The organism is Nostoc sp. FACHB-280, assembly GCF_014697615.1.
Lineage (GTDB): Bacteria > Cyanobacteriota > Cyanobacteriia > Cyanobacteriales > Nostocaceae > Nostoc_B.
In genome coordinates, this window is the sequence record NZ_JACJSD010000030.1 from 53720 (window position 1) to 68891 (window position 15172).

Annotated in this window: 9 protein-coding genes; 5 read left to right on the top strand and 4 right to left on the bottom strand. The window is 40.3% G+C overall.

What is annotated here, in order from left to right:
- The first annotated feature begins 4 nt into the window (after window positions 1–4).
- Both H6G75_RS20745 and H6G75_RS20750 read left to right on the top strand, forming a co-directional pair.
- Window positions 5–1687: a hypothetical protein gene (locus tag H6G75_RS20745; protein WP_190981900.1), complete on the top strand. Its 1683-nt coding sequence runs from the start codon at window positions 5–7 to the stop codon at window positions 1685–1687.
- Window positions 1688–1772: 85 nt separating this feature from the next.
- Window positions 1773–3227 (top strand): hypothetical protein, encoded by a 1455-nt coding sequence (locus H6G75_RS20750; RefSeq protein WP_190981939.1) that lies wholly within the window; start codon window positions 1773–1775, stop codon window positions 3225–3227.
- A 6-nt stretch (window positions 3228–3233) separates the two neighbouring features.
- Here the strand turns inward: H6G75_RS20750 and H6G75_RS20755 are convergent, their stop codons facing one another.
- A complete protein-coding gene (locus tag H6G75_RS20755; RefSeq protein WP_190981902.1) occupies window positions 3234–3710 on the bottom strand; it encodes a hypothetical protein in 477 nt (158 codons plus the stop codon).
- A 16-nt stretch (window positions 3711–3726) separates the two neighbouring features.
- Here H6G75_RS20755 and H6G75_RS20760 point away from each other — a divergent pair, with 16 nt between their 5' ends.
- The 3 genes from H6G75_RS20760 (at window position 3727) to H6G75_RS20770 (ending at window position 13980) form a co-directional block, all read left to right on the top strand.
- Complete coding sequence (locus H6G75_RS20760) at window positions 3727–4110, top strand: hypothetical protein (RefSeq protein ID WP_242051595.1); 384 nt, start codon at window positions 3727–3729, stop codon at window positions 4108–4110.
- 39 nt (window positions 4111–4149) lie between these two features.
- Window positions 4150–4302, top strand: a complete 153-nt coding sequence (locus tag H6G75_RS20765; RefSeq protein ID WP_190981904.1) for a hypothetical protein — start codon at window positions 4150–4152, stop codon at window positions 4300–4302.
- Between the two features lie 612 nt (window positions 4303–4914).
- Window positions 4915–13980, top strand: a complete 9066-nt coding sequence (locus tag H6G75_RS20770; RefSeq protein ID WP_190981911.1) for a calcium-binding protein — start codon at window positions 4915–4917, stop codon at window positions 13978–13980.
- A 54-nt stretch (window positions 13981–14034) separates the two neighbouring features.
- Here H6G75_RS20770 and H6G75_RS20775 read toward each other — a convergent pair whose 3' ends face one another.
- Genes H6G75_RS20775 through H6G75_RS20785 form a run of 3 tightly spaced genes read right to left on the bottom strand, consistent with a single transcriptional unit; the run spans window position 14035 to window position 15133 of the window.
- Window positions 14035–14241: a DUF2997 domain-containing protein gene (locus H6G75_RS20775; protein ID WP_190981912.1), complete on the bottom strand. Its 207-nt coding sequence runs from the start codon at window positions 14239–14241 to the stop codon at window positions 14035–14037.
- 3 nt (window positions 14242–14244) lie between these two features.
- On the bottom strand, window positions 14245–14694 hold the full coding sequence (locus H6G75_RS20780; protein ID WP_190981913.1) for a DUF1257 domain-containing protein: 450 nt from the start codon (window positions 14692–14694) through the stop codon (window positions 14245–14247).
- Between the two features lies 1 nt (window position 14695).
- Window positions 14696–15133, bottom strand: a complete 438-nt coding sequence (locus H6G75_RS20785; protein ID WP_190981914.1) for a DUF1257 domain-containing protein — start codon at window positions 15131–15133, stop codon at window positions 14696–14698.
- Window positions 15134–15172 lie beyond the last annotated feature (39 nt).

Sequence of the window (15172 nt, forward strand, 5' to 3'; positions counted from 1 at the left end):
GTTTATGCTGACACTGGAAGAAGAAAAAATATCAGCCACCTCTTACGGCATTCTCAACACCAGCATCAAAGAAACGTTTACGTCCATTGACCGCTTCGAGTGGCAGGCGGTGGACGAAATATTGCAGATGCGTGATAATCAGCTTTACCGTGAAGCTGGCTATAAGAGTTTCGAGGAATACTGCCAAGCCGAATTATCAGCCTGGGGTGGCTACCGCAGAATCAATCAACTGCTGGGGGCTAAGAAAGTTAAAGACACAGCTGACGAGTTAGGTGAACACATCAAAAACGAACGCCAAGCTCGTTCACTGTTACGGTTAGTCAAGGAACCAGACAAGTTAAAACAAGCGGTTGCGATCGCACTTTCTGAAAACCCCTCCCCCAGCGAATCAGACTTTGCATCTGCGGCGAACATTGTGGTTCCTCGACTTCCACGCCAAAAAACTCAGGAACCAGTGGTTCCTCAGATTCAGGAACCAATAGTTCACCAAACTCAGGAACCAATGGTTCCTAACGTGAACACAGTCACGGTTACGTCACCAACTCATCCAAGACACGGACAATCAGGAACCATCTCAGCCGACCCACCCAATCAAAGGCAGCAGATTGTCACGTTTGAGGATGGCAGCAGGGAACTGGTGAACAATGCGGATTTGAGTAATGGCGCAATTGAGTCATTTACCCCTGAGCGAACTTACCCAAAAGAATACGCCGAAGCGATCGCCGCACTCAAACAGCAGCATCAGCAAGAACTTGAACGACTGGAAAAGGATTTGAAAATTGGGTTACAGGCGGAAGCAACGACCCAAGCCCAGGAACAAGTACAAGAACAACTGACCACCTTACAAAACCTGTTTCAGCAGCAGAAGAAAGAAAACATCCAGTTGCAGCATCGGCTTTTTGAGTTGGAAGGATTGAGGCAGTTAGAACTTGAAAACCAACGGTTACAAAAGCGTATTCAGGAACTAGAAAATGCTGTGCAAGAACGTCCGGCTCAGGAATGGCGCAATACTCTTACTAAACAGGCAGCTAAGGCACTCAATAAGGAAGTTAAGCAAGCTCTAGAAAAAACTATTGATTTGCGATCGCTTGCCCAAGAACCACCCAAAGAAAACGCTCAGGAGTGCTTGCGACTGATGGGTATTGCGTTGGGTAATCTGGCCAGTGCCATGAACAACACCCAAGCCCTGCAAGCAGCTGCAATCATCCTCGGCAGTGAACCGACACCAATTGCGATCGCATATCGAGCCGAACAGCTACAGCTACTACCCCAAGCAGTAAGCGACATTCGGGCTGTACTTGCCAAGCCTGGGTGTAGCTGGTGGAACTATTTAGAAGTTGCTCAAGAGTACGAGGTAATCAAACAAGATTACTGGGCAGAACTAACCACCGAAGAGACAGAGCTAATCACTGCCCTTGAGAAAGCCGAATCTTCAGCAATTACGGAACCATTGGTTCCTGAAGAAGCCCCTGCCGAATCTGGTTCCTTTGCTGACGAAGTGATTGGGCTTGGTTCTATCGTTGCCCACGCTGATATTTACTGCGCCCTATATAACGCCAAAGGTGAAGTCATCGAAGACATGGGCGAAGAAGTCTGGGTGGCTTGGGAGCATTGGAAAGACAAACCGAAAAAGACTGACCGTTACTTTAAGGATGAGTTGCGGTTCTGGCAGAGCAACGACCAGTAAATAAAACTCGCGCCATTTTAAAAAAGCTGAATGCGGCATTGGAACTATGTCGCCTATCTTTTCATGCTTAAATTTAGGAGAAAATATGACTACAGCATTAAAGGCAATCAAAGGTGGCCAAAATAAAGGCAATCACAAACAAGCCACAGAGGAAAAACCAGTTCGACCCCACTGTAAAATCTCGATTGAGGATATCAACTGGGTAAGGCAGCAACCGCCCTGTGTACAGCAGCTATGGTTGGACTCGGTTGCAGCAGAACAATTTGGCGGGTCTGCTCACAAGTTGGAAACCAATCTCACCTACAAGTCATTGCAGAAAGCGGGTGCAGCTTTGACGGCTCAAGGGTTGTTTCAGTATGAGGAAGTTTTTGGCCGTTTGCCTTCTGGTAGACCTGGGCTGATTGGCTACCGAGTCCGTAACCTGCACGGTTATTACAATCGCTTCTACTGGGAATCGTCCACATCAGGTGAAACTAATTCTGGTGACAAAAAAGCTGTCCAAACCGGGAAGGAAATCAAACACACCGGGAGGAACCAAAACCAACCCGAAGTGAAACAAATCCAAGCCGATTTGGATCAATTCCAAAAGAATGGTCAAAAAAGCCAGGATTTGCAAGGCTTCCAGAAACCTAACAACGTTTCTAACAACTCTTTAACTACCTACCAACCACCCACTAAGGTGGTTGGTAAGGTAGTTAGTTCTTCCACGCAGAACGAAAATTTGCATGGTGATGAGACGGCGATCGCACCCTTGGGGGGTGCGTCGCCTCAGACCCTTAAAAGCGTGGAAGAGAGGAAGGAAGAGTTACCTGCGGTAACGGACTGCACGACGCTGACGCTTGTAGAAGCTGTGCCGAGTCAATCCGCTTCGTTGTTAGAAAAGAAGGAAGAATTGGGTGTTGACCAGGAAATCATTCATGAGGACAATTTTTCCACCGCGCCTGTCGCTGCAAATTTTGAAAATCTCAGTCAGCCTCAAAACCAAGCTCAACCGAGTCAATCCGCTTCGTTGTTAGAAAATAACCAAGAATTAGGTGATGAGCAGGCAACCAGTCATGAAGACAATTTTTCCGCCGCCCCTGCCGATTCAAATTTTAAAAACCTAAGTCAGCCCCAAAACCAAGCTCAACCGAGCCTGTCTGCTTCGTTGGTGGTAGAGAACCAGAATTGTAGTGATGATGCGATCATTCCTCATGAAGACACAGTTTCCGCCGCCCCTGCCATTCCAGAAAACAGCCATTCCGCCTCGCCCTCTCAGGAACCAAAAACCCATTCTGAAGGCGTTTGTGCTGTGGCGGCTGACTCAAACCCTGAAAAGTGGTCGTATGAGGCTGTCGTTGAGAGATCGAGAATACGACCCTGGCGTATGGAGAAGCTCAAGATGGCGGAACAATGGCGCGAAAATCCAGGGGATGATTTTCTGATGGAGTGTTGGGCGGATGATCCAGCCTTGCGGATTGTGATCAAGAAACTGGTGATCAAGTGTCCGCAGTGGGGGTTGGTTGCAGTGGAAGGGGTGCTGGTGAAGTGGAATGAGTAACGAGTGCTATCGATTAGTCGCATATTGCAGTAGGCGTTCCCACTCCCAACGCCACGCAGTCTCTACCGTAATTTCTTTACCGTTGGTGAATTTAATGAACTCTGTGCCTTCATCATAAAAAACATCTGCAACGAGGCGATTGCGGACATCGTAACCCCACGTTTTGGCTGCTGCGTTCCACCATCTCTGCCCAGGTGATTCTAGATTTGGTAGTTCCAAATATTCATCACGCCATGCTTTTGGTTTCCATTGCTCTCGCAAGGCACTCACCAAAATTGCGTTTGGGAAATATTGCTTTTCGTGCTTTTGTAGCCACAACACATAGTCAATTGTGCTTCTGAACGCATCCTCTAAACCGTAAGTACAGCCTTCTAAAGCGTTTTGAACTTCTTCGAGTGAAAAGTTAACACCAAGGCTGACTAACGCGCGTTCGTATTGCTTGAATATCTCGTATTCAACTGAGTCTTTTTCCCAGAACCACACAGTTAACACATCTCCTATGCAGTTATTTTCGCTTTCTTATAGTTTAATGCTTGATGGAGATGCCCTGCTTGTACACCCCAGTTTCGGCTTACTTAATGCAGAGATTCAATACACAGTCAGGTGGTGTTGGGAGAACGTACTGGGTGCGATCGCTTATCTCAAAGAAGCGATACGGACTTGGAAAGGGATCAAGTCACCAGAAGCCGTGTTTGTTGCTGCTTGCAAGGAGGGACGGAAGCCGGAATCTGCACAGGCTAAATCGGAGGCGATCGCTTGGTTTAATTGGGCAAGGAAAAACAGGATTGTGATTGCGATTTCGGGGGACACTGTGTACACGCCGGATGGTGAGGCGGTGACGTTGGCGGAGATGATGCGGCGGTGTCCGGTGGGAGGATTATAGATGCGATTGCATTATTGAGAGTATAAATCTTAATAGCTTATGGGACTATGGTCTATCTTTACATGGGGAAGATTTGGAGGATTGGCTAGTGAGGCGATCGCTTTTCAGTTACAAAAATGTACTCGCCTAAACTCTACCATTGGCGATCGCTTCTCAGTTAAGAGAATGCTTAGACATTGCTTCACAAACTAATAGAGTGTGTTGGTGTATTCAAAAGAAAGTATATATTACCACAAGTTAGCTTATTTAATTGTAAAAGTTATGAGTAGCGACTGCCTAATTGCTGGCATTTTATAGAAAACATACGGTAAAAGCTGCCATTATTATTTGTTAATTAGAGAAAAAATACTTAAATTTTCCCTTTATAAAAGATATAAATTTTACGTAAAAATACTAGGTCGAGTTTGAAAACAGTGATATTATCTACTGGAATGCGCTTTAGCTCTCTTATAAATACATAAATAAGAGCATTTTGTTAATGTCAGCTATTTTCTATACCTAATTTTATTTTTGGATATAGATTTTAGGGCAGCTAATTGTTTCACAAATCGTAGTCAAGTATTATTTCTTAAGTATTGATTAATTTCCCAATTCAACCTAAAAAAGCAAACTAATTACTATGAAATTAATAACATCATATTTATTAGCTTTAAAGTTCAGAAAGCAAAGAAAGTTAATTAGTAAAGCTTTGGGTTGGGTATTGAGAATACTATAAAAATACTTAAATCTCAAAGCTTTAAATATAATTTAATATTTTTTGTTGTTATCTTGAGTGTAAACAGAATAATTTAATTGGTAAAAATCATGAATCAATTACAACCAAACAACCTGGGAGAATGGCGTATTCAAGCAAATCCAAACAATATTCAATTAAGTCAAGCTATAAATAAATTAAAAAATAATTTTATCCAAAGTGAAAATGGAGTTACTAGTCATGGTAAGACTTTAACCCAATTATTTAGCGAATACTTTTTAGATAATCCAAAAGTTACAGATACAGCATTGATAGAAATGTCTCGTATAACAAGAGATGATTTTGCAAAACAGATATCTACAACATCGAATGATATTGCAAAAAAAAGATTTGATGATTATGAAGATAATCCACTTCAAGTAATGACTGCTAGGTTTTTTGCTAACCTCATAGCAAAAAATCCTAATGAAGTAAATCAATTAACAACACAATTACTGGATGATAATGCGACAGTAGGACTTACTGGCCCAGGTGATGCCCTTCCTCAGATTCTTTGGCGACATGACATAAATGATCCACGCGGCCAAGGGACATTACTACATGATGTTAGCGATATTTTGGATTATATCTTTAAAAGTATTTCTTTTAGAAGTAGAGTAGGTTCTGACTTTAATAATGTTAATAGTTTAAATAAAGCTTTGTGGGGTTATGAAGATTCCATAAGTTCAGCAATTTTAGGAATGTTTATTCCTGCAACTTTAGAGTATATCCAAGATTCTCTCGAAGCGGCTCCTGCTCAACCTGTCACTACTACAGGTATGCTCGGTTCTTATGTCGGAGGTAAAGTAGCTTCTTATTTTGTTGATGATACTTTTGCCAATCAATTACTAGCACAGTCTCTTGGTTCTACTGTTACAGGATGGGTAGGAGATACTGTTGAGCAGGTTTTAATAGATCCAAACTCCATAAGAGTTTTTTCTTTACCTAATCGCTTTGTTGGCAATCTTGTGTCTAACACTGTGGCTTTAGGTACTGGAGAAATAGCTGAAAATATCATTCAAGCATTAGAGATAGAAAATACTCTAGCTCAAATCGGTGTCAATACACTGACTCAAGCAATTGTTGACTATGCTTTCACTTCAGTAGCTGTAGAATACTTTCCAAACTTTGCTGCTAAGTATCTAGAAATAACAAACGTTAAAGAAATTACAAGTTTAAGTTTAGTTAGCTCTTATGTTAATTCTTTAGCCTCTTATGCTGGCTCAGAATTTTATAAAACTCTAGTTCGTTGGAATATTATCGGCGAAGGTCAATTAAACCAAGGTTCAGCTATAGGCGGTTCATTACTTCCAACCCTTTCTAGCTTACTTGGTTTTACTTCTTTCACTGGCCCAATAGGAATACTCGTTGGCACAGTAATTGGGAGCTTAATAGGAGGAGTATTTGCAGATGAAGATTTTCCTCGTGCTGCGTATGTAGTAAATATTGTTGACGGTAAATTTGTCACCAAATTTGCATACGAGTTTGATGATGGAGTGGCTGACATTGCTCGTCAAATGGGTGAATCTGCTAAAGAAATTCTCAATTACTTAGCGGGGACTGTTGGTGGTCAACTGCTTTCTGTTGAGAATGTTTATTATGGTCATTACATAAAAGAATTAGTTTATCAATTACAAGATGATGCACCTGGTGGAAGTAGTTATCGTAGACGAGTAGGTTTTGGTGAAAATGCTCAAGCAGCGATTGAAGCAGGTGTAGTTTACCAACTTACTAAAACACAGATTGAAGGAGGCGATCGCTACATCAAACGTCTGTTTAATAATTATACTAATTCCCGCAGCAATTTAGACGATTTCAACGAGTTATTACAAATTGCTAAAGAATATGGCACTTACCTAGATAATCCTACTTTATATCAGGAATATATTAATAAACTGGCAGCCAACTCAATTCAAGATGCAGATAAAAGAATCACAGATTTGCAATCTCGTCCTTGGGATCGGTTTGTCCCCGAAGAACTTAATGATGCTCTCATCAAAGAGGTAGCGGCAAATCTTTCCCCGACAAGCATTAGACTTTCTTTAGAAGGAAATGATTTAATTATTAATGGAGAAAGGATTTATAATTGGTTGAAGATACAATCAGAAAATAAAATTCAATTTCTGCGCTTTGCTGATGGGAGTATTTATACAATTAATATTGAGGAGAAGTATGCAGAAGGAATGCTTTTTAATAGTATTTCTGGTAAATTTGATATAGATTTATCTAGCATTCCTAAAGTTAAGCAAGCTACTCTCAAGCTATACGAGAAAGACCCTACAATTAAAGATTTTGGCTTAAATACTTTACCATCCCAAGTCAGTTTGTCACTCAGTGGCAATAATCTAATTATCAATGGCGAAATAATTGCTAATTGGTTGACTAATACAAACAACCGTTTAGAAATTTTGCGCTTTGCTGATGGAAGTCGCTTTAAAATAGTTGTTGAAAACAATAGCAAAGTTAAATTAGAGAATGAACTAGTCGCCAACTGGAAAACAGTCTTGGCGAAAGCAGCAGAATTTAACCTCAGTACACCGCAGTCTTCAGATCGTTATAAAGGGAATAATGTCACTAAAATTCTTTATGGTAGCGGTGGTGTAGTTCAAGGAAGTGATAATAGTGACGATGTTTTGATTTCTTCTTCAGCAGCAGAAACCCTCAAAGGTGGTAAAAGTGATGATGTTTATCGCTATAGTCTAGGAAGTGGTAAAGATATCATTGAAGATATTGGCGGAGTAGATGTTATTGAGTTTGACAGTAATATTCAACTGTCCAATTTACAGCTACAACAAAGCGGCAGTAATTTAATTATTAACATCATCAATTCAAGTAATCCCACTGCACCAATTACAAATCAATTAACCATCAAGAACTTTGCAACTAATAAAATTGAATTTATTCGGCTGGGGAATAACGAAGAATACTTTTTAGACAACACTAATGGACAATGGCAATTAAAACCTACTAGTAGTGTTCAAACTTCCACTAGCAGTAACACTATAATTCAAGGGACTATCGGTGCTGATGTTCTTCGAGGTTTAGGAGAAAATGACACCCTTTCAGGCGGTGCAGGAAATGATACTTATTTGTACTCTTTCGGTGATGGTTTAAACACAACCATTTATGACACAGGAGATTACGAAGGTAAAGTTAGAGATGGTGGCATAGATACCCTTGTCTTAGGAACAAACACGATCCACAGCTTAAAGTTACAAGATAAAGATTTAATCATCACTGTTTCTTACGTTCTCCCATCATTGAATGCCAATGGTGGTAATAACGAAGCTCAACCTATCACAATTACAATCAAAAACTGGGTTGATGAGAATAGCAGAATTGAATTTATCCGCCTCGCCAATGGCAAAGATTTTTATCCTACTTTAGCGGCAGATGGTTCGGTTTCTTTACAACCAGTGTTAACTCAAGGAGAATCAACTTTAGATGTTCAGCTAGATGTACCGGATAGTTATGCACTGAGTTCATACAAATTAGCAGTTGTTGATTTGTTTGGAAATGGACTTCAGTTAATTTCTGCTCAAGATTCCTTTGCCATGTCAGATTTAGATAATGATGGTTATCTAGAACAGACAGGATGGGTATCTCCTTCTGATGGGATATTAGTAATAGACCTAAATAATGATGGACGGATTACAGAACTTAACGAGTTTATTTCCCTGACTGCTCAAACTAATGTGACTGCTATCAGTAGTTTAAACAGTAATGGCGATCGCTTACTCAATTATCAAGATACCAACTTTGAAAAAATCCGAGTTTGGGTTGATGCCAATGGTAATCGTAAAGTAGAATTAGGCGAACTAGCAGCATTACATCGCTACGGCATTGAAGATGTTTCCCTAGCAAGTCAACAGAAAAACTTTGAAATTGCGGGAAATCTTGTCACTGCCTCAACTTATTTTACTCAACTAGGATATCAATTCAGAAAACGTTCTCAAATTTTTGACGTTACCTTTGCTTATAATCCCAACGGCGTTAAATTAGAAACGCTACCAGGAGGGATTAACAAATTCAACTTTGAAAATAAACCCGATATTTTAATTGCTGATGACACAGCAGGTAGTCTTGATTTAACAATTGACCCCACCATTACTTACTCTGTGACTGGAGGAAAGAATAACGATAAACTCACCATTTTGGCTAGTAACACTACAGGAGGAATCCTCAATGGTGGTGCGGGAGATGATACTCTCACAGGTGCAGGTGGTAGCGATATTATCAACGGTGGTAAAGGGAAAGATGTCATCAAAGCTGGTGCGGGAGACGATACAATAACCGTTGATCAAGACGATATTCTTACGAGTTTAGATGGTGGCGAAGGTTTTGATATAGTTACCATTGACTCAGATGCTCGGTTCCATCTGATTCTCAATGATATTAATAATATTGAATCAATTATTGGCAATAAACTCAGCAATCAAATTACCTACAACGGCGTTAAAGCAATTCTGATTTCTGGTGATTTAGGTAATGACACAATTACAGGCGGAGAAGGGGACGACCAAATCGAAGGAGGAGAAGGTAAAGATAAGTTATCTGGAAATAAAGGCAAAGATTTATTACTTGGCGGATTAGATGATGATAGCCTCTACGGTGATCAAGGAGACGACCAACTATATGGACAGGAAGGAGATGATTTCCTAGATGGTGGAGATGGTAGCGATATCATAGATGGCGGTTTAGGAAATGACCAACTTAGTGGAGGTTTTAGCCAAAATAGTCAAAATACTTTTATATTTGGTCGTGGGTATGGAATTGATACTATTCTTGCAAACTACAATAATGGCTTAGATATCATTAGTTTTAAAACAGGTATTAGTCCATCAGATATTTTCTTCTGGCGTAACCCAAACCCAAGTTTCTATGCAGATAGAGATAATCTTTACTTAGGAATTAAAAATACTAACGACCGAATTATTATTCAAAGACAGTTTCCTGGTGGTTCTAATGGCATAGACCAGTTTGTATTTGCTGATGGCACAATCTGGACAAGAGAAAATATTCAAACTTGGTTACTGCAATCTACTAATGGCGATGATTACTTAATCGGATATTCAGGAAACGATACGCTTGATGGTAGTGCAGGAAACGATTCCTTTGAAGGGGGTGCTGGTAACAACACATATATATTTGGTCGTGGCTATGGAGTTGATACTATTATTGAAAACTACAATACAGCTACAGATATTGTAAGCTTCAAAGCAGGTATTAGTCCATCAGATATCATCTTCTGGCGTAAACCTACTAGCTTTCACGAAAGAGACAATCTATATATAGGTATCAAAAATACTAATGATCGTCTCATTATTCAAGGTCATTTCAAAAGTAATGCTAATGGCATAGACCAGTTTGTATTTGCCGATGGCACAATTTGGACAAGAGAAAATATTCAAACTTGGTTACTGCAATCTACTAGTAATGATGATTACTTAATTGGAGATCAAAGAAACGATACTCTTGATGGTGGTGCAGGTAATGATTCCTTTGAAGGTGGTGCTGGTAATAACACATATATATTTGGTCGCGGCTATGGAGTTGACACTGTTGTTGAAAACTCTAATACAGGTACAGATATAGTCAGTTTCAAAACAGGTATTATTCCCTCAGATATTATTTTTTATCGTAGAATTAATAGCTTTCATGAAAAAGATAATCTATATATAGGTATCAAAAATACAAATGACCGCCTCATTATTCAAGGTCATTTTAAAGGAAATGCTTACGGCATAGACCAGTTTGTATTTGTTAATGGCACAACTATAACCCGTTCAGATATTAACGCTCTGTCCTTACCAGAAAGTCTACCTGAAGACAACCTAGTAAGTGGAGATGGTAATGCCAATATTTTGGAAGATGCTACAGGTAATGATACTTTAGCTGGCAAAACGGGGAATGATACCTACATTTTTAAGCAAGGTTACGGACAAGATACTATCCAGGAAGAAAATTCAAATTCTAATTATTATGACATCGTTAAGTTTGGTGCAGGTTTAACGCCCCAAACAATGGAAATTGTTCGACAAGGTGACGATCTAATTTTCAAAGTCAAAGGTAGTAGCGATCGCCTAACGATCAAAAATCAGTATTATCCCTTTGAAGCTGTTTCAGTTGAAGAATTTCAATTTGATAACGGTGCAGTTGTTTGGACAAAAGAAAATATCAAACAACACTTACTAAAGTCTACAGATGGAGATGATTATTTATTAGGTTATTCCTGGGGTCTCAGAAACGATATCTTAGATGGGGGCTTGGGAAATGACACTTTAGTAGGAGGTACTGGAGATGATACTTATATATTCAAACAAGGTTACGGTCAAGATGTTATTCAAGAAGATGAATATGGCTTAAACAGTTTTTATGACATAGTTAAATTTGGTGTAGGTTTAACACTCCAAACAATAGACATTGTTCGACAAGGTGACGACTTAATTTTCAAAGTAAAAGGTAGTAGCGATCGCCTGACAATTAAAAATCAGTTTGGTGTCTATGAAGCTTACGCAATTGAAGAATTTCAATTTGATAACGGTGCAGTTGTTTGGACAAAGGAAGATATCAAACAACACTTACTAAAGTCTACAGATGGAGATGACTACATAGCTGGTTATTCCTGGGGAATTAGAAACGAAACTTTAGATGGTGGCTTAGGAAATGACACCTTAATTGGAGGTACTGGTGATGATACCTATATCTTCAAATTAGGTTATGGTCAAGATGTTATTCAAGAAGCTGAATATGGCTTAAATAGTTTTTATGACATAGTGAAGTTTAGTGCAGGCTTAACACCCCAAACAATGGAAATTGTTCGGCAAGGTAATGACCTAATCTTTAAAGTAAAAGGTAGTAGCGATCGCCTGACAATTAAAAATCAGTTTGCTGTGTACGAAGCTTATGCAATTGAAGAATTTCAATTTGATAATGGTGCAGTTGTTTGGACAAAAGAAGATATCAAACAATACTTACTAAAGTCTACAGATGGAGACGACTACATAGCTGGGTACTCTGAGGGAATCAACAATGAAACTTTAGACGGTGGATTAGGCTATGACACCTTAGCTGGAGGTGCAGGCAATGACACATACATCTTTAAGTATGGCTATGGACAAGATGTCATTCAAGAAGATGCCTACGGCTTAAACAGTTTCTATGACACAGTTAAGTTTGGTGTAGGCTTAACTCCCAATATAATGGATATATTTCGACAAGGAAACGACCTGATTTTTAAAGTTAAGAACAGTAATGATCAACTAACTATAAAAAATCAGTTTGATGAGCTTCTTGCGGTCGAAGAATTTCAATTTGATAACGGTGCAACTATCTGGACAAAAGCAGATATTAAAAACTATATCGCTAGTACCCTCAATAATGCACCTATTGTCCAAAACGCAATCATAGATCAAACAACTAGTTCTAATAGTCCCTTCAACTTCACCGTCCCCGTAAATACTTTCTCTGATGCAAATATAGGTGATAGCCTCAGTTATACAGCAACCAAAGAAGACGGCACTTCTTTACCCAGTTGGTTAACATTTAATCCCATCACTCACACTTTTACAGGTACTCCCACATTAGCTGATGTTGGTATACTCAACATCAAAGTTGTAGCAACAGACAACAAAGGAGCAAATGTCAGTGATATATTTGCTATCAACATTCGCAACCTCACTGGTACTGCTGGCAACGATAACATCACTGGTACATCCAACGACGATGTAATTCAAGGCTTAGGCGGCAATGATACCCTGCTTGGTTTAGCTGGAAATGACACCATTGATGGCGGTACAGGTCAAGACACCATGACCGGAGGGTTAGACAATGACATCTACATTGTCGATAACAGCGCAGATAAAGTAGTCGAAAACGCTAACGAAGGAACGGATACTGTTCGCTCATCCATTAGCTACACCTTGGGTGACAATATAGAAAACTTAGTTTTAACAGGCACTAGTAGCCTCTTAGGTACAGGGAACACACTCAACAATCTCATTACTGGTAATACTGGTGCTAACACACTTAATGGTAAAGCTGGTGATGACATCATTAATGGAGAAGGTGGTAACGATACCCTGAATGGCGAAAGTGGTAATGATACCCTCAGTGGCGGTGCTGGTAATGACAGTTTAGACGGTGGTGCTGGTGACGATGTGATGCTTGGTGGTGCAGGTGATGATACATACTACACCGATAGCAGTAACGACCAAATCATAGAAGTCTTCAATGAAGGAACTGATACCGTCCGTTCTGCTATCACTTGGACGCTAGGCTACAACCTAGAAAACCTGATTCTCACTGGTAGCAATGCTATCAATGGTACTGGGAATGCTTTGAAAAACAGTATTACTGGTAACACTGCCAATAACACCTTGTCAGGTGGCGATAATGATGACACTCTCAAAGGAGATGCTGGAGATGATACCCTCAATGGTGATGCTGGTAATGACTCCTTAGATGGCGGTGTGGGCAATGATGTCATGATTGGTGGTGTTGGTAATGACACCTATTACACTGACAGCATTAATGACCAAATTATAGAAGCAACTAATGCCGGAACCGATACCGTCCGTTCTGCTATTAGTTGGACATTAGGCAACAACTTAGAAAACCTGATTCTCACAGGTAGCAATGCAATCAATGGTACTGGAAACGCACTAGTTAATAACATCACCGGAAACAGTGCCAATAACAGTTTGTCTGGTGGTGATAATAATGACACTCTCAACGGTGGCGATGGGGATGATATTCTCAATGGAGGTAACGGAAATGATACTTTAATCGGTGGCAATGGCAACGATACACTCGTTGGTGGTCTTGGTAACGACAAGCTAACTGGTGGCACTGGTAATGATAAATTTGTCTTTAACAGCCTGAGTGAAGGAAGTGATACTATTACTGACTTCAGTAGTACAGATGATGTCATTGTAGTACAAACACTGCTGGCTAACTTGAACTACACAGGCATAAATCCCATCGCCAATGGTTACATCAGAGGTATACAATCTGGGTTAAATACTCTCATTCAAGTTGACGCTGATGGTGTTGGTGGTAGTTCTGCTTTTAGTACCTTGGTCACGCTCAATAACTTTACTGCTACTAACTTCAGCCAGAATAACTTGATTTTCTAGTCTAGTGCAAAGTTCTGTTGGCAGACTAGCAATTGTGGCTTTCCCCTTCTCTCCTTATTGTCTTAATCTGGTTTGGTGATTTGAAGTTGTTCGCAGTTGTTGGGTTTGGGCTTCGCCCTTAAACTCCCGTTCGCCCACAACCCCCAACGCTTCTTCAAATGGTTGTGTGGCTTCCAGACAACTCAAACCTTCAAAACCTTCCGCCTCCACTCGCACTTCACCCGTCAATTTATCGAAATGGATCAAAATTGCGCGTTCCATGAATTACCTCCTAGCAAACTGTTGAACCTCCTGATGACCCGCAAAAGTTAGGCGTAGGGTTTGAACTTGCCCCTTGGTTTCCTCACTAATAGTGCATTCACCAAATCGCTCTTGTAATTCGGCAGCTTTGGCTCTCACCATTCGTTTACCATAAGCCTGCATTAGCTGGTGACTAAAGAAGTCTTCTCCAAATCTCGGAACCGTTTCATACTCGTCATGGATTACGTCATACACACCACTGCTTTGATTCCAGCGAAAACCAATATCTGCACGAGCTTTTATGGTGTAACCAGGGACAATAATCTCTGCGCTTTGCCCTTCATTATCCCCGTAGTAGCCAGTTAATGGTTGCGGTGTTTCGTGGACTTGGGGCTTGAGACTTAAATCCTCCAAAGCTTGTACCAAGCACTCAAGGGATGTTAAGCGAGTTCTGAGTGTTGAGAAATGCGACATACTATCTCCTTAGTATTTGATTCGGTAAAGCGACGCGAACAGTTGTAACCGAACCATGAGTTACGGTTTCCACTACTTCACCACCCATCTGCGTAGCAAGTTTAGGCAAGTACAAGTTGATGTATTCTTGTTGCAGCAAAGGGAGAAACTGCGACCCTAGCCCAAAATCTCTTTTCGCTAGTCCAAAGCTTTTGTCGTAATCAGAAATGAAACATTCATACTCACTGCCGTTCCAGTAAAAACCTAAATCATTGCTGAGACTGCTAATTTGATTACGGGGTACAACGATGTGAGCAGTTTGTTCTCTCCTGTCACCTCTATAGCCAAATAAATTTACTGGCTGATCATGGATTTGTGGGTAGAAACCAAATCTTTGCAATGCTTCAACCAAACAGGCTTGGTCTTTAAATTTGACTTCGATTTTCGAGAAGTGTGACATATTTAAAACACCAAAGAATTTTCAATTTTGTGCAATGCA

Coding starts and splice junctions, on each gene's coding strand:
- H6G75_RS20785 (WP_190981914.1), bottom strand. CDS start 15,133: ATGTCACACTTCTCGAAAATCGAAGTCAAATTTAAAGACCAAGCCTGT.
- H6G75_RS20750 (WP_190981939.1), top strand. CDS start 1,773: ATGACTACAGCATTAAAGGCAATCAAAGGTGGCCAAAATAAAGGCAAT.
- H6G75_RS20775 (WP_190981912.1), bottom strand. CDS start 14,241: ATGGAACGCGCAATTTTGATCCATTTCGATAAATTGACGGGTGAAGTG.
- H6G75_RS20745 (WP_190981900.1), top strand. CDS start 5: ATGCTGACACTGGAAGAAGAAAAAATATCAGCCACCTCTTACGGCATT.
- H6G75_RS20765 (WP_190981904.1), top strand. CDS start 4,150: ATGGGACTATGGTCTATCTTTACATGGGGAAGATTTGGAGGATTGGCT.
- H6G75_RS20760 (WP_242051595.1), top strand. CDS start 3,727: ATGCAGTTATTTTCGCTTTCTTATAGTTTAATGCTTGATGGAGATGCC.
- H6G75_RS20770 (WP_190981911.1), top strand. CDS start 4,915: ATGAATCAATTACAACCAAACAACCTGGGAGAATGGCGTATTCAAGCA.
- H6G75_RS20780 (WP_190981913.1), bottom strand. CDS start 14,694: ATGTCGCATTTCTCAACACTCAGAACTCGCTTAACATCCCTTGAGTGC.